Raw genomic sequence first — 14,482 nt, 5'->3', positions numbered from 1 at the left:
ATTTTAATCTTTTTTTGAATATTCAATAAAATCATCTATTTATTTTGAAAAAAGAGCCATTTGCCAACAATCCGTGCACAGGTTATCCACAGAACTTCAAACGACGGGCGTGTCCACCACCACCGGCTCCGGAGGCAGTGAGCCCATGGCCCGTTGCTGCGCTTCATTCCACGCCTGAGCACGGTCGTTCAGCGCTGCAATAGCCCTTGGGCCCTCTCCTTCGGCGTACATCGGTTCGCCAATCACCACAGTGATCGTGCCTTCGCGTTTGGCCCAGCCAGTTTTTGGCCAGAATTTGCCGGCGTTATGGGCAATCGGCAATACCGGCAGATTGGCGTTGACCGCCAAAGCCGTCCCGCCACGGGAGAACTTGCCCACAGTGCCGTAGGGTACTCGTGTGCCTTCGGGGAAGATCAGTACCCACACACCATCTTTGAGTAGCTCATCGCCCTTCTTGGCAACGTGCTTGAGCGCGGCTTTGGGGTTGTCTCGATCAATCGCGATCGGCCGCAACATGGCCATGGCCCAACCGAAGAACGGAACATACAGCAGCTCGCGCTTGAGCACCTGGCTCAGGGGCGAAAAGTATGCCGAGAGAAAGAACGTTTCCCAGGTGCTCTGATGGTTCGACAGAATCACGCAAGGCTGCTGCGGGACGTTTTCCGCGCCCTTGACCTCGAAACGGATATTCAGGAATACCTTGGCCAACCACAAAGCGCAGCGGCACCAGTAGACGTTGATAAAGCGATAGCGCGCCTTGAACGGCAGGAACGGCGCAATAAAAAAGCTCAGGGTGCACCAGAGAAACGAACTGGTGCCCAGCAGCAGGTAAAAGAAAAAGGTTCTGATGGCCTGCAAGATCGACATGGCGGCATTTACCGTTGCGGGACACGGCCCGCCTGTTGAACAGCGCACTCCCGAACAATCCTTGGTCAGGAAGTCGAGGGCGGCTAGTTGTTGATAAGTTCTGCGGCAACTGCCGCCAGATCGTCAAAAATCAAAGTGCCTACCGGCAGGTTTTTCGCCTGGGTCTTTTCGCCTTTCCCGGTCTTTACCAAAACTGGCTGAGAGTCGACGGCCTTGGCCGCCTCCAGGTCACCGAGGCTGTCCCCGACGAACCATATCCCAGCCAATGGCACGTTGTAATGTTCTGCAATGGTTTTCAACATGCCCGGCTTGGGTTTGCGGCAATCGCAGCCCTCGTCCGGTCCATGGGGGCAGTACACCACCAACCCCACCTCACCGCCCTGCTCGGCCACCAACGTGCGCAAGCGCGCGTGCATGGCGTCCAGGGTTGCGAGGTCATAGTAGCCACGGGCAATGCCGGACTGGTTGGTGGCGACGGCCACCGTCCAGCCGGCTTTGCTCAACTGCGCAATGGCCTCGATCGAGCCGGGCAGTGGAATCCACTCCTCCACCGACTTGATGTAAGCGTCGGAGTCGTAATTGATCACCCCGTCCCGATCGAGAATCAGCAGTTTCAGCATGGTCAGCTCAGGGTCGAAATATCGGCGATATTGACAAACAAGCCGCGCAGACGCGCGAGCATGGCGTAGCGGTTTTTCCGTACACCGGCATCTTCGGCATTGATCATCACCGCTTCGAAGAACGCATCCACCGGCTCACGCAAGGTAGCCAGGCGCGCCAGTGCTTCGGCGTAATTGCGTTCTGCAATCAGCGGTTTCACCGCATTCTCGGCCTTGGCGATGGCCGAGTTCAGCGAGAACTCCTTGGCATCGGCAAACAGGCCAGGGTCGACGTCGGCATTGCCCAGGCCTTCGGCCTTGCTCAGCAGGTTCGACACACGCTTGTTCACGGCCGCCAGTGCGTCGGCTTCCGGCAACTTGCGGAACGCCTGCACGGCTTGTACGCGCTGGTCGAAGTCCAGTGCCGAGCCCGGTTGCAGAGCGCGAACCGACAGGTACACCGACACGTCCACGCCCTCGTCTTCGTAACGCGCACGCAGACGGTCGAACACGAATTCCAGCACTTGTTCAGCCAGGCCGGCCTGCTTGACCTTGCCGCCGAACTGGCCGACCGCGAACACCACGGCCTGGGTCAGGTCGAGGTCGAGCTTCTTGTCGATCAGAATGCGCAGCACGCCCAAGGCCGCACGGCGCAGGGCATAGGGGTCTTTGCTACCGGTCGGCAGCATGCCGATACCGAAGATGCCGACCAGGGTGTCCAGCTTATCGGCGATGGCCACGGCCGCGCCGGTCAGGGTGGACGGCAACTCGGCGCCGGCACCGCGCGGCATGTACTGCTCGTTCAGCGCCAAAGCCACGTCGTTCGGCTCGCCGTCGTTGAGGGCGTAGTAGTAACCGGCGACGCCTTGCATCTCGGGGAACTCACCGACCATCTCGGTGGCCAGGTCGCACTTGGACAGCAAGCCCGCACGCGCGGCCCAGGCGGCATCACCGCCAATGCGCGGTGCAATGTAAGCGGCCAGTTTCGAAACCCGGACGGCCTTGTCATAGACACTGCCGAGTTTTTCCTGGAACACCACGTTCTGCAGGCGCAGGTTGAAGTCTTCCAGCTTCTGCTTCTTGTCTTGCTTGAAGAAGAACTCGGCGTCGGTCAGGCGCGGGCGAACGACTTTCTCGTTACCGGCGATGATCTGCTGCGGGTCCTTGCTCTCGATGTTGGCCACGGTGATAAAGCGCGGCAGTAACTTGCCATCCATGTCCAGCAGGCAGAAATACTTCTGGTTGTCCTGCATTGTGGTGATCAGGGCTTCCTGCGGCACGTCGAGGAAGCGCTCTTCGAACGAGCACACCAACGGCACCGGCCATTCAACCAGCGCGGTTACTTCGTCGAGCAGGTTCGGCGGCACGATGGCGGTGCCTTCCTGCAGGCGGGCCAGCTCTTCGGTGCGCTTGCTGATCAGTTCACGACGTTCATTGGCATCGGCCAATACGTAAGCGCCGCGCAGGTCACTGAGGTAATTGGCCGGCGAGGTGATGCGCACGCTTTGCGGATGATGGAAACGGTGACCGCGGGAGTCGCGGCCAGCCTTCTGGGCGAGGATGGTGCAGTCGATGACTTGGTCACCGAGCAGCATCACCAGCCACTGGGTCGGACGCACGAACTCTTCCTTGCGCGCGCCCCAGCGCATGCGCTTGGGAATCGGCAGGTCGTTCAGGGAGTCTTCGACAATGGTCGGCAACAGGCTGGCGGTCGGCTTGCCGGTAATCACCTGGCTAAAGCGCAGTTTCGGACCACTTTGATCGATGTCGCTCAGCTCGACGCCACATTTTTTGGCAAAGCCAAGGGCGGCCTGGGTCGGGTTACCTTCGGCGTCGAACGCGGCCTGGCGCGGCGGGCCGTCGAGGTTGATGCTGCGGTCCGGCTGTTGGGTTTCCAGCGCGGTCAGCAACACCGCCAGGCGGCGCGGCGCGGCGTAGACTTTTTTCGCTTCAAACTTCAAACCTGCGGTCTGCAGGCCTTTTTCGATCCCGGCCAGGAACGCATCGGCCAGGGTATTGAGTGCCTTGGGTGGCAGCTCTTCGGTGCCCAGTTCAACCAGGAAATCTTGAGCACTCATTGTGCAGCCTCCAGCTTAGCCAACACTTCATCACGCAGGTCCGGGGTTGCCATCGGGAAGCCCAGCTTGGCGCGTGCCAGCAGGTAGGCTTGGGCGACGGAACGCGCCAGGGTGCGTACACGCAGGATGTATTGCTGACGCGCGGTCACCGAGATGGCGCGGCGGGCGTCCAGCAGGTTGAAGGTATGGGAAGCCTTCAACACCATTTCATAGCTCGGCAACGGCAGCGGCTGATCCAACTCGATCAGGCGCTTGGCTTCGCTTTCATAGAAATCGAACAGTTCGAACAGCTTGTCGACATTGGCGTGTTCGAAGTTATAGGTCGACTGCTCCACTTCGTTCTGGTGGAACACGTCGCCATAGGTGACTTTGCCGAACGGGCCGTCAGCCCATACCAGGTCGTAGACCGAGTCCACACCTTGCAGGTACATCGCCAGGCGTTCCAGGCCGTAGGTGATTTCGCCGGTCACCGGGTAGCACTCGATGCCGCCGGCCTGCTGGAAGTACGTGAATTGCGTCACTTCCATACCGTTGAGCCAGACTTCCCAGCCCAGACCCCAGGCGCCCAGGGTCGGCGATTCCCAGTTGTCTTCGACGAAACGGATGTCGTGTACCAGAGGGTCCAGGCCCACATGCTTGAGCGAGCCCAGGTACAGTTCCTGGAAATTGTCCGGGTTGGGCTTCAATACCACCTGGAACTGGTAGTAGTGCTGCAGACGGTTCGGGTTTTCGCCGTAGCGGCCGTCAGTCGGGCGGCGACTGGGCTGCACATAAGCGGCGTTCCAGGTTTCCGGGCCGATGGCCCGCAGGAATGTTGCGGTGTGGAAAGTGCCGGCGCCTACTTCCATATCGTAGGGCTGAAGTACCACACAACCTTGCTCGGCCCAGTATTGCTGGAGGGCGAGGATCAAGTCTTGGAAGGTACGCACGGCTGGCGTAGGCTGGCTCACGAAATTCACCTGTTACTTGGGCTGCGATTTAAAGAGCGGGAGTATACCCGATTCGGCCGCGCCACCATCCCCTGGAGCCTTATGCCACGCTGCTTTTGGTGTTCTGAAGATCCGCTGTACATGGCTTATCACGATCAAGAGTGGGGAACGCCGCTGCGCGATGCGCAGGGTTTGTTCGAGTTGTTATTGCTCGAAGGGTTCCAGGCGGGCCTGTCCTGGATCACCGTTTTACGCAAACGCGAGCATTATCGAAAGGTGTTGTTCGGCTTCGATGCCCAGCGCCTGGCGCGCTTGAGCGATGATGAAATCGAAGCGTTGATGCAGGACCCAGGCATCGTGCGCAATCGCTTGAAGCTCAACGCCACCCGCCGCAATGCGGCTGCCTGGCTGGCGCTGGAAGACCCGGTGGGCTTGCTATGGTCTTTCGTCGGTGGCGTGCCCAAGATCAATCACTTCAAGGATCGCAGTGAAGTTCCGGCGATCACGCCAGAGGCCGAGGCGATGAGCAAAGCCTTGAAAAAAGCCGGTTTCACCTTTGTCGGTCCGACCATTTGCTACGCCTTTATGCAGGCCTCGGGCATGGTCATGGATCACACTCAGGATTGCGACCGTTACGCGCAGTTGGTCAACGCCGGTTAGAATGCGCGCTTTGCGCACCGCACACGATCAGGAGTGACCTGTGGAAAAGTTTAAAGGCGCCTTGTTGGTAGGCGCTCTCCGGTTGTTCGCCCTACTGCCCTGGCGCGCTGTCCAGGCCGTCGGTACCGCGATTGGCTGGGTCATGTGGAAAACCCCCAACCGCTCTCGCGACACGGTGCGGATCAACCTCTCCAAATGCTTTCCGGACATGGACCCCGCCGAGCGCGAGCGGCTAGTCGGCCGCAGTCTGATGGACATCGGCAAGTCCCTGACCGAAAGCGCCTGCGCCTGGATCTGGCCGGCCCAGCGCTCCATCGACCTTGTGCGTGAAGTCGAAGGACTGGAAGTCCTGCACGAGGCTCTGGCGTCGGGTAAAGGCGTGGTGGGCATCACCAGTCATCTGGGCAACTGGGAGGTGTTGAACCACTTCTATTGCAGCCAGTGCAAACCGATCATTTTCTACCGCCCGCCCAAGCTCAAGGCGGTGGACGAATTGCTGCGCAAGCAGCGGGTGCAACTGGGCAACCGCGTAGCTGCGTCCACCAAGGAAGGCATCCTGAGTGTGATCAAGGAAGTGCGCAAAGGTGGCCAGGTGGGTATTCCCGCCGACCCGGAACCGGCGGAGTCCGCGGGAATCTTCGTACCGTTCTTCGCCACCCAAGCCCTCACCAGCAAATTCGTGCCCAACATGCTCGCCGGCCACAAGGCTGTGGGCGTGTTCCTGCATGCCCTGCGCTTGCCGGACGGTTCGGGCTACAAAGTGATCCTGGAAGCGGCGCCGGAAGACATGTACAGCACCGACACCGCCACGTCCTGCGCGGCGATGAGCAAGGTGGTGGAACGTTACGTCGGCGCCTACCCGAGCCAGTACATGTGGAGCATGAAGCGCTTCAAGAAACGTCCGCCGGGTGAAGCACGGTGGTACTGACCTACTGCTGACCGAAAAACAACGGCAAACCAAATGTGGGAGGGGGCAAGTCGAATCGTCGCACCGCCCCTCCTACATTTTCGATCTGCTCGGGTTCAGCGGTCGAGTTTCTTCAGGAACACCATCATCTCTTTCTCGGCCTGCTTGTCGCCGTGGGCCTGGGCCGCTTCGACGCCCTTCTCCCACGCCTGTCGTGCTGCGGTGTTATCGCCCAGGCCCAATTGCGCCTTGCCTAACAACTTCCACGCCGCCGAATATTTCGGATCAAAGCCGACGCACCGCTGCAAATGCTCCGCTGCCTTGGCGTTGTCCTTCAAATCCAAATAACCCTTGCCCAGGCCAAAGCGCAGCAGCGAGTTATCCACACCCTTGGCGAGCATTTTCTCCAGGGATTCAAGCATGCCGGCGTACTCCTAAATCAGAAAAAGCTCAGCCCCACGTGGAACAGTTTCTCCACGTCACGGATATGTTTCTTATCCACAAGGAAAAGGATGACGTGGTCACCAGTGGCGATCACCGTGTCGTCGTGGGCAATGATCACCTCTTCATCGCGAATGATCGCGCCAATGGTGGTGCCCGGCGGCAGGCCAATGTCGCGAATGGCCTTGCCGATGACCTTGCTCGACTTCGAATCGCCGTGGGCAATCGCCTCAATCGCTTCCGCCGCGCCCCGGCGCAGGGAGTGCACGCTGACGATATCGCCACGGCGCACATGGGCGAGCAAAGTGCCGATGGTCGCCAGTTGCGGGCTGATGGCGATGTCGATATCGCCACCCTGGATCAGGTCCACATAGGCCGGATTGTTGATGATGGTCATCACCTTTTTTGCCCCCAGGCGCTTGGCTAGCAGGGACGACATGATGTTGGCCTCGTCATCGTTGGTCAGCGCCAGGAAAATATCGGCGTCGGCGATGTTCTCTTCCACCAGCAGGTCGCGGTCCGAAGCGCTGCCTTGGAGTACGACCGTACTGTCCAAGGTGTCGGATAAATGCCGGCAGCGTGCAGGGCTCATCTCGATGATCTTGACTTGGTAGCGGCTTTCGATGGCCTCTGCCAAACGCTCACCGATTTGCCCGCCGCCGGCGATGACGATGCGCTTGTAGGTTTCGTCCAGTCGGCGCATTTCGCTCATGACTGCGCGAATATTCGCTTTGGCGGCGATGAAAAACACTTCGTCGTCGGCTTCGATCACCGTGTCGCCCTGGGGCAGGATCGGCCGATCACGACGGAAAATCGCCGCCACGCGGGTTTCGACGTTCGGCATATGTTCGCGCAATTGGCGCAACTGCTGGCCCACCAAAGGCCCGCCGTAATAGGCCTTCACCGCTACCAGCTGCGCTTTGCCTTCGGCGAAGTCGATCACCTGCAAGGCGCCGGGGATCTCGATCAGGCGCTTGATGTAGTGGGTAACCACCTGCTCCGGGCTGATCAAGACATCCACCGGGATCGCATCGTTATCGAACAGCCCTGCGCGGGTCAGGTAGGCGGCCTCACGCACCCGGGCGATCTTGGTCGGCGTGTGAAACAACGTGTGGGCGACCTGGCAGGCGACCATGTTGGTTTCGTCGCTATTGGTCACGGCGACCAGCATGTCGGCGTCGTCGGCACCGGCTTGGCGCAGTACGGTAGGAAACGAGGCGCGGCCTTGTACGGTTCGGATATCCAGGCGGTCACCCAAATTCCGCAGACGCTCGGCGTCGGTGTCCACCACGGTGATGTCATTGGCTTCGCTGGCCAAATGTTCAGCCAACGTGCCACCGACCTGCCCTGCGCCTAGGATGATGATTTTCATCCGGTCACTCCCTCAAAGCCTTTAGCCGCGCGCGGCGGCGATCTTGATCAGTTTGGCGTAGTAGAAGCCATCGTGCCCGCCTTCCTGCGCAAGCAGTTGGCGGCCATGGGGCTGTTTGATACCGGCCGCGGTGGCGAGGTCCAGCTCCCGCGCCCCGCTGGTGCGCGCGAGAAAGGCTTCAATGACCTCGGTGTTCTCGGTGGGTAAAGTGGAGCAAGTGGCGTAGAGCAGAATGCCGCCAACTTCCAGGGTTGGCCACAGGGCATCGAGCAACTCCCCTTGCAGCGCGGCGAGGGCGGCGATGTCATCGGCTTGGCGGGTGAGTTTGATGTCCGGGTGGCGGCGGATCACGCCGGTGGCAGAGCATGGCGCATCGAGCAGAATGCGCTGGAAAGGTTTGCCGTCCCACCAAGTGGCGGTGTCGCGACCGTCGGCGGCAATCAGTTCGGCGCTCAGGCCCAGGCGCGCAAGGTTTTCCCGTACACGCACCAGGCGCTTGGCTTCCAAGTCGACGGCGACTACCTGCGCCAGGTCTTTTTCCACTTCCAGAATGTGACACGTCTTACCGCCCGGCGCGCAGCAGGCATCCAGCACACGTTGGCCTGGCGCCAGATCAAGCAGGTCGGCGGCCAGCTGTGCGGCTTCGTCCTGCACGCTGATCCAACCCTCGGCAAACCCCGGCAGGCTGCGCACATCGGTGGCGGCTTCGAGCACGATGCCGTCGACGCTGTAGGCGCATGGCGTGGCGCTGAGACCGGCATCGCTGAGCAGTTTCAGGTAGGCGTCGCGCTGATGATGGCGGCGATTGACTCGCAGGATCATCGGCGGGTGCGCATTGTTGGCTGCGCAGATGGCTTCCCACTGCTGCGGCCAAAAAGCTTTCAGGGATTTCTGCAACCAACGTGGGTGCGCGGTACGCACCACCGGGTCATGTTCAAGCTCGGCCAGCAGCGCTTCGCTTTCACGCTGGGCGCGGCGCAGCACGGCGTTGAGCAGGGCCTTGGCCCAGGGCTTTTTCAGTTTGTCGGCACAGCCGACGGTTTCTCCGATGGCGGCGTGGGCCGGCACCCGGGTGTAGAGCAGTTGATAGAGGCCCACCAAAAGCAGCGCTTCGACATCCGCATCCGCCGCCTTGAACGGCTTTTGCAACAGCTTGGCTGCCAACGCCGACAAACGTGGTTGCCAGCGGGCTGTGCCGAAGGCCAGGTCCTGAGTGAAACCGCGATCGCGATCTTCAACCTTATCCAACTGTGTGGGCAGCGAACTGTTGAGCGATGCCTTGCCGTTGAGAACGGCGGCGAGTGCCTTGGCGGCGGCCAGACGAGGGTTCATTGGACGGCTGCCCCGAGGACGGTACCCAGGGAAAACTTCTCACGTCGGCTGTTGAACAAATCGCTGAAATTCAGCGCTTTGCCACCGGGCAATTGCAGACGAGTCAGGCATAGCGCCTGTTCGCCGCAGGCCACCAGCAGGCCGTCCTTGCTGGCGCCGATGATCTCACCGGGCGCGCCGGTGCCGTCGGCCAAGGTAGCGGCCAGCACTTTCAGGGCTTCGCCATTGAGGGCGCTGTGGCAGATCGGCCAGGGGTTGAAGGCCCGCACGAGGCGCTCCAGCTCCACGGCCGGGCGGCGCCAGTCGATGCGTGCTTCGTCTTTGTTCAATTTGTGTGCGTAAGTGGCCAGGCTGTCGTCCTGCACTTCGCCTTGCAGGGTACCGGCAGCCAGGCCGGCGATGGCCTGGATCACGGCCGGCGGGCCCAACTCGGCGAGGCGGTCGTGCAGGCTGCCGCCGGTGTCTTCGGCGGTGATTGGGGTGGTGACTTTCAGCAGCATCGGGCCGGTGTCCAGGCCTGCTTCCATGCGCATCACGGTCACGCCGCTTTCGCTGTCGCCGGCCTCGACGGCACGCTGGATCGGCGCCGCACCGCGCCAGCGCGGCAATAGCGAGGCGTGGCTGTTGATGCAGCCCAGGCGTGGGATATCCAAGACGGCCTGAGGCAGGATCAGACCATAGGCCACCACCACCAGCAGGTCCGGTTGTAACGCGGCCAATTCGGCCTGGGCCTCGGCGTTGCGCAGGGTCGGCGGCTGCAGCACTGGGATGTTGTGTTCCAGCGCCAGTTGCTTGACCGGGCTCGGCATCAGTTTTTGCCCACGCCCGGCCGGGCGATCCGGCTGGGTGTACACCGCGACCACCTCATAGGGGCTGGCGAGCAGCGCCTTGAGGTGTTCGGCGGCAAATTCGGGTGTACCGGCAAAAACAATGCGCAGTGGCTCGGTCATGGGCGTTCTCGGTTAAAAACAGTCACAAAAGAAAAAGGCTTGCCGCAGCAAGCCTTTGGAAGAGGGGCATCAAGCTTGCTGGCGATGCTTTTTTTCCAGCTTCTTCTTGATCCGGTCACGCTTAAGCGTGGACAGGTAATCGACAAACAGTTTGCCGTTGAGGTGGTCGCACTCGTGCTGGATACATACCGCAAGCAGGCCGTCGGCGATCAGTTCATAGGGCTTGCCATCACGGTCCAGAGCCTTAATTTTCACGCGCAACGGGCGCTCGACGTTCTCGTAGAACTCCGGCACCGACAGGCAGCCTTCCTGGTATTCGCCCATCTCGTCGGTCAGCGGTTCGAATTCGGGGTTGATGAACACCCGTGGTTCGCTGCGATCTTCCGACAGGTCCATGACCACGACGCGCTGATGCACGTTGACCTGGGTCGCGGCGAGGCCGATGCCCGGGGCTTCATACATTGTTTCAAACATGTCATCGACCAACTGACGAACCTTGTCGTCCACTACGGCCACCGGTTTGGCGATCGTGCGCAGGCGCGAGTCGGGAAATTCGAGGATGTTCAAAATAGCCATAAGCGTAATTGCTGCACATGTGAGGTAAAGGCAAATCGGCGGTGGGATGGACCCATACGGCCGGTGTGAAACGCTCGAAAGCCGCGAAGGCCAAGGCATTTCACGCGAACGCACATAATAAAGGAGATTGACCCCATGAGGAAATCGCTACTCGTCTTGCTGCTGTGGGCGCCGTTTGCCATGGCGTTCTCGCCGCGGCCAGACCAGCCTCTCGATCCATCGACGCAACAGGCCATCCAACGCTTCCTGCTGCATAACCGCATTCTGGATAAACCCGAGGATCTGGACACAGCGCCTTACATTATCGCGGCCGACAACGGTCGGGTCATGGGCACCAACGGTGAGCGTGTGCATGCCCGTGGCGTTTTGGATCCCGCCCAGCCCGCCTACGCCGTGGTGCGGCGCGGCAAGCTTTACACCGACCCTGCCACCCATGAATTTCTGGGCGTCAATGCCGACGATATCGGCACTGCTCGCTTTATCTACGCTGGTGATCTGAGCACCCTGGTGCTGCAACGGGTGACCCAAGAGGTACGCCCCGGTGATCGCTTGCTGCGTGCCGAGCCTGCGATGGACCTGGCAAGGCTCAAAGTGCCGCTGAATGCGGCGTTTATCGAAGGGCGCATCATCGATGTCCCCCGAGGCGTCACCCAGATTGGGGTACTCGACGCCGTCACTCTGGACAAAGGTCGTCGCGATGGCTTGGTCGAAGGCCAGTTGCTGACCGTCATAAAAGCCGGTGCCACCGTCAGGGACTCCCTGAATGACTCCCCGGTAACGCTTCCCGATGAGCCCGCCGGCACCCTGCTGGTGTTTCGCACCTATGAAAAGCTCAGCTTTGGTCTGGTGCTCAGCGCTTCACAATCATTGGCGGTGATGGACCGTTTCGAGACTGCCCGTCAAACCCAATAAGTAGCCTGCTAAATAAGTTACCAACAGACTTATCCACAGCTTGTTCCGGTCAAGGATGATCAGATGACTCCAATAAACAGCCACGAAATTTCCCCATCAGAACTGGAGGCCCGCCTACGGTTGCACAGGCTGCCAGAGCTGGGGCCGAAGCGTTTTCGTTTGTTGATTGAGGCGTTCGGTTGCGCCTCCAAAGCCATCAGCGCCCCTGCCAGTGCCTGGCGATCTCTGGGCTTGCCGGCCATCAGCGCCGAGGCACGGCGAAGCCAGGAAATCCGCGACGGTGCCAGCGCGGCATTGGCGTGGCTTGAGCATCCGGCCCAGCATTTGTTGATGTGGGATCAGCCTGAATACCCGGCACTGTTGGCTCAGATCGATGATGCACCGCCGTTGTTATTCATTGCCGGCGACCCTGGCATTCTGGAAAAACCGCAGTTGGCGGTGGTCGGCAGTCGTCGCGCATCCCGCCCAGGTATGGACACCGCCGCTGCGTTTTCCCGCAGCCTGGCGGGTGCCGGGTTTGTCATCACCAGTGGCTTGGCGTTGGGTATCGACGGCGCGGCGCATCAGGCTGCGCTGGAGGTGGGCGGTCAGACAATCGGCGTGCTGGGCACGGGACTGGAAAATTTTTATCCACAACGTCATCGGCGCCTTGCCGCGGCGATGATTGCTCAAGGCAGCGCGGTGGTTTCTGAGTTTCCGCTGGATGCCGCGCCCCAGGCTGCCAACTTTCCACGGCGTAACCGGATCATCAGCGGGCTGTCCCTGGGCGTACTGGTGGTGGAAGCCAGCATGGCCAGTGGTTCGCTGATTACGGCCAAACTGGCGGCCGAGCAGGGCCGTGAGGTGTACGCAATCCCTGGCTCTATCCATCACCCTGGCGCCAAGGGCTGCCATCAGTTGATCCGCGAGGGTGCGGTGCTGGTGGAAACCATCGAGCATATTCTGGAAGGCTTGCGTGGCTGGCAGGCGTTATCTCAGCCGGCGCCGATCCCGGTTACTCATCCGCTGGTCGCACTGCTGCACGCTGCTCCCCAGACCAGCGAGGGGTTGGCCATTGCCAGCGGGCGCACATTATCCCAAGTGCTGGCGACGCTCACCGAGCTGGAGCTGGAAGGCCAGGTCATCTGCGAGAGCGGGCGCTGGCTCGCGCGTGGCTAGGTTTTTGTGCTGCTAGGTTTTGCAAAGAAGATGGGTAAACTGCGCACAGCTTTAGTCCGGAGAGTTAAACCATGGTCAATAGGTGGCGTGTGCTGAAAGCCGCACAAGAGGTTCGCGCAGGCGCGGTGATTGCCTATCCGACCGAGGCGGTCTGGGGCCTGGGCTGCGACCCTTGGAACGAAGAGGCGGTGGATCGGCTGCTGGCGATCAAGAATCGTTCGGTGGACAAAGGCCTGATCCTGGTGGCGGACAATATCCGCCAGTTCGATTTTCTGTTCGAAGACTTCCCGCAGGCCTGGATCGAGCGCATGGCCAGTACCTGGCCCGGGCCCAATACCTGGCTGGTGCCGCATCAGAATCTGTTGCCGGAATGGGTCACCGGCGTGCACGACACGGTAGCGTTGCGGGTAAGCGATCATCCGCTGGTACGGGACTTGTGCGCACTGGTGGGGCCGCTGATTTCAACCTCCGCCAACCCCCAGGGCCGCCCGGCGGCACGAACGCGGATCCGCGTGGAGCAGTACTTCCGTGGCCAGCTAGACCTGGTGTTGGGTGGTGCCCTGGGCGGACGCAAGAACCCGAGCCTGATTCGCGACCTGGCGACGGGCAAGGTGGTCCGCCCGTCTTGATCCTCGCACCTACCCTGGGGCGAAGGCGCTGGTTTCGGTTGGCCTGTTAAGGAGGCCAACCAGCCCAGGCACCTCAGCCCGTCAAGGTAACAGGATGGTCGACCCCGTTGTACGCCGCCCCGACAGCTCGGTCTGCGCCTTGGCCGCCTCGGCCAGCGCATACCGCTGGTTGATATCGATGCGTACCTTGCCGCTTTGGATCATCGAGAACAGATCGTCAGCCATTGCCTGCAAGTTTTGTGGATTGTTGGCGTAGGTCGCCAGGGTTGGCCGGGTGACATACAGCGAACCTTTCGCCGCCAGAATCCCCAGGTTTACCCCATCCACCGCGCCCGATGCGTTGCCGAAGCTCACCACCAGCCCGCGTGGCGCGGCGCTGTCCAGCGAGGTCAGCCAGGTGTCCTTGCCGACGCCGTCATACACCACCGGGACTTTTTTGCCGTCGGTCAATTCCAGCACTCGCTGTGCGACATCTTCCTTGCTGTAGTCGATGGTTTCCCACGCGCCGAGGGATTTGGCCAATGCGGCTTTCTCCGGCGAACTTACCGTACCGATCAACTTAACGCCCAGGGCCTTGGCCCATTGGCAGGCCAGCGAGCCCACGCCACCGGCGGCGGCATGGAACAGGATGGTTTCACCACCCTTCAATTCATAGGTCTGGCGCAGCAGGTACTGCACCGTCAGACCCTTGAGCATGGCCCCGGCGGCTTGTTCGAAGCTGATGTCGTCGGGCAAGTGCACCAAGTTGGCGGCAGGCAGCACATGCAACTGGCTATAGGCGCCCAACGGGCCGCTGCCGTAGGCGACGCGATCGCCGACCTTGAATTGCGTGACCTCGCTGCCCACTGCATCCACCACGCCGGCCCCTTCTGCGCCCAGCCCCGATGGCAGGGATGGCGGTGCGTAGAGGCCGCTGCGGAAATAGGTGTCGATGAAGTTCAGGCCTATCGCCTCATTACGTACGCGAACCTGCTGTGGGCCCGGTTCCGCCGGCGTGTAGTCCACATATTCAAGTACTTCGGGGCCGCCATGGGCACTGAACTGGATACGCTTGGCCATCTGCACTTCTCCT

General features: G+C 60.9%; 15 protein-coding genes. 5 read left to right on the top strand and 10 right to left on the bottom strand.

Annotation, left to right across the window (positions count from 1 at the left end; genetic code table 11):
* Positions 1–96 precede the first annotated feature (96 nt).
* From YA0848_RS17530 to glyQ, 4 genes are all read right to left on the bottom strand, one after another.
* On the bottom strand, positions 97–867 hold the full coding sequence (locus YA0848_RS17530) for a lysophospholipid acyltransferase family protein (RefSeq protein WP_034101628.1): 771 nt from the start codon (positions 865–867) through the stop codon (positions 97–99).
* An 83-nt stretch (positions 868–950) separates the two neighbouring features.
* Positions 951–1,487, bottom strand: coding sequence for a D-glycero-beta-D-manno-heptose 1,7-bisphosphate 7-phosphatase (gmhB, locus tag YA0848_RS17525; protein WP_167389864.1), 537 nt, complete (start codon positions 1,485–1,487; stop codon positions 951–953).
* Between the two features lie 2 nt (positions 1,488–1,489).
* On the bottom strand, positions 1,490–3,544 hold the full coding sequence (gene glyS / locus YA0848_RS17520) for a glycine--tRNA ligase subunit beta (protein WP_034101629.1): 2,055 nt from the start codon (positions 3,542–3,544) through the stop codon (positions 1,490–1,492).
* A complete protein-coding gene (gene glyQ, locus YA0848_RS17515) occupies positions 3,541–4,494 on the bottom strand; it encodes a glycine--tRNA ligase subunit alpha (protein ID WP_003187265.1) in 954 nt (317 codons plus the stop codon). Before glyQ ends, glyS begins: the two co-directional genes overlap by 4 nt.
* Positions 4,495–4,575: 81 nt before the next feature.
* On the opposite strand from glyQ, the gene YA0848_RS17510 reads away from it, so the two are divergent.
* Both YA0848_RS17510 and YA0848_RS17505 read left to right on the top strand, forming a co-directional pair.
* Positions 4,576–5,133: a DNA-3-methyladenine glycosylase I gene (locus YA0848_RS17510; protein ID WP_034111085.1), complete on the top strand. Its 558-nt coding sequence runs from the start codon at positions 4,576–4,578 to the stop codon at positions 5,131–5,133.
* Between the two features lie 40 nt (positions 5,134–5,173).
* On the top strand, positions 5,174–6,061 hold the full coding sequence (locus tag YA0848_RS17505; RefSeq protein ID WP_034101631.1) for a lysophospholipid acyltransferase: 888 nt from the start codon (positions 5,174–5,176) through the stop codon (positions 6,059–6,061).
* Between the two features lie 95 nt (positions 6,062–6,156).
* On the opposite strand, the gene YA0848_RS17500 is transcribed toward YA0848_RS17505, so the two are convergent.
* The 5 genes from YA0848_RS17500 to def form a co-directional block, all read right to left on the bottom strand.
* A complete protein-coding gene (locus YA0848_RS17500; protein WP_047882303.1) occupies positions 6,157–6,462 on the bottom strand; it encodes a tetratricopeptide repeat protein in 306 nt (101 codons plus the stop codon).
* Between the two features lie 17 nt (positions 6,463–6,479).
* Positions 6,480–7,853, bottom strand: a complete 1,374-nt coding sequence (gene trkA, locus YA0848_RS17495) for a Trk system potassium transporter TrkA (RefSeq protein WP_034101634.1) — start codon at positions 7,851–7,853, stop codon at positions 6,480–6,482.
* A gap of 21 nt (positions 7,854–7,874) precedes the next feature.
* A complete protein-coding gene (rsmB, locus tag YA0848_RS17490; protein WP_034101636.1) occupies positions 7,875–9,185 on the bottom strand; it encodes a 16S rRNA (cytosine(967)-C(5))-methyltransferase RsmB in 1,311 nt (436 codons plus the stop codon).
* Positions 9,182–10,135 (bottom strand): methionyl-tRNA formyltransferase, encoded by a 954-nt coding sequence (fmt, locus tag YA0848_RS17485; protein WP_099312973.1) that lies wholly within the window; start codon positions 10,133–10,135, stop codon positions 9,182–9,184. The genes rsmB and fmt overlap by 4 nt, the downstream gene beginning before the upstream one ends.
* Before the next feature lie 69 nt (positions 10,136–10,204).
* On the bottom strand, positions 10,205–10,711 hold the full coding sequence (gene def / locus YA0848_RS17480) for a peptide deformylase (protein WP_034101640.1): 507 nt from the start codon (positions 10,709–10,711) through the stop codon (positions 10,205–10,207).
* 135 nt (positions 10,712–10,846) lie between these two features.
* Between def and YA0848_RS17475 the strand changes: the two genes are divergently transcribed.
* The 3 genes from YA0848_RS17475 (at position 10,847) to YA0848_RS17465 (ending at position 13,410) form a co-directional block, all read left to right on the top strand.
* On the top strand, positions 10,847–11,623 hold the full coding sequence (locus YA0848_RS17475; RefSeq protein ID WP_169902281.1) for a peptidoglycan-binding protein: 777 nt from the start codon (positions 10,847–10,849) through the stop codon (positions 11,621–11,623).
* A gap of 63 nt (positions 11,624–11,686) precedes the next feature.
* On the top strand, positions 11,687–12,781 hold the full coding sequence (dprA, locus tag YA0848_RS17470; protein ID WP_034101644.1) for a DNA-processing protein DprA: 1,095 nt from the start codon (positions 11,687–11,689) through the stop codon (positions 12,779–12,781).
* A gap of 71 nt (positions 12,782–12,852) precedes the next feature.
* Complete coding sequence (locus tag YA0848_RS17465; protein ID WP_034101645.1) at positions 12,853–13,410, top strand: L-threonylcarbamoyladenylate synthase; 558 nt, start codon at positions 12,853–12,855, stop codon at positions 13,408–13,410.
* Between the two features lie 81 nt (positions 13,411–13,491).
* On the opposite strand, the gene YA0848_RS17460 is transcribed toward YA0848_RS17465, so the two are convergent.
* Positions 13,492–14,469, bottom strand: coding sequence for a quinone oxidoreductase family protein (locus YA0848_RS17460; RefSeq protein ID WP_034101646.1), 978 nt, complete (start codon positions 14,467–14,469; stop codon positions 13,492–13,494).
* Positions 14,470–14,482 lie beyond the last annotated feature (13 nt).

It is taken from the genome of Pseudomonas sp. S4_EA_1b (genome assembly GCF_016307435.1).
GTDB lineage: Bacteria > Pseudomonadota > Gammaproteobacteria > Pseudomonadales > Pseudomonadaceae > Aquipseudomonas > Aquipseudomonas rhodesiae.
This window is presented reverse-complemented; position numbering and strand designations above follow the sequence as displayed.

Coding starts and splice junctions, on each gene's coding strand:
- YA0848_RS17510 (WP_034111085.1), top strand. CDS start 4,576: ATGCCACGCTGCTTTTGGTGTTCTGAAGATCCGCTGTACATGGCTTAT.
- fmt (WP_099312973.1), bottom strand. CDS start 10,135: ATGACCGAGCCACTGCGCATTGTTTTTGCCGGTACACCCGAATTTGCC.
- dprA (WP_034101644.1), top strand. CDS start 11,687: ATGACTCCAATAAACAGCCACGAAATTTCCCCATCAGAACTGGAGGCC.
- YA0848_RS17475 (WP_169902281.1), top strand. CDS start 10,847: ATGAGGAAATCGCTACTCGTCTTGCTGCTGTGGGCGCCGTTTGCCATG.
- trkA (WP_034101634.1), bottom strand. CDS start 7,853: ATGAAAATCATCATCCTAGGCGCAGGGCAGGTCGGTGGCACGTTGGCT.
- YA0848_RS17530 (WP_034101628.1), bottom strand. CDS start 867: ATGTCGATCTTGCAGGCCATCAGAACCTTTTTCTTTTACCTGCTGCTG.
- glyS (WP_034101629.1), bottom strand. CDS start 3,544: ATGAGTGCTCAAGATTTCCTGGTTGAACTGGGCACCGAAGAGCTGCCA.
- gmhB (WP_167389864.1), bottom strand. CDS start 1,487: ATGCTGAAACTGCTGATTCTCGATCGGGACGGGGTGATCAATTACGAC.
- YA0848_RS17500 (WP_047882303.1), bottom strand. CDS start 6,462: ATGCTTGAATCCCTGGAGAAAATGCTCGCCAAGGGTGTGGATAACTCG.
- def (WP_034101640.1), bottom strand. CDS start 10,711: ATGGCTATTTTGAACATCCTCGAATTTCCCGACTCGCGCCTGCGCACG.
- YA0848_RS17465 (WP_034101645.1), top strand. CDS start 12,853: ATGGTCAATAGGTGGCGTGTGCTGAAAGCCGCACAAGAGGTTCGCGCA.
- YA0848_RS17460 (WP_034101646.1), bottom strand. CDS start 14,469: ATGGCCAAGCGTATCCAGTTCAGTGCCCATGGCGGCCCCGAAGTACTT.
- rsmB (WP_034101636.1), bottom strand. CDS start 9,185: ATGAACCCTCGTCTGGCCGCCGCCAAGGCACTCGCCGCCGTTCTCAAC.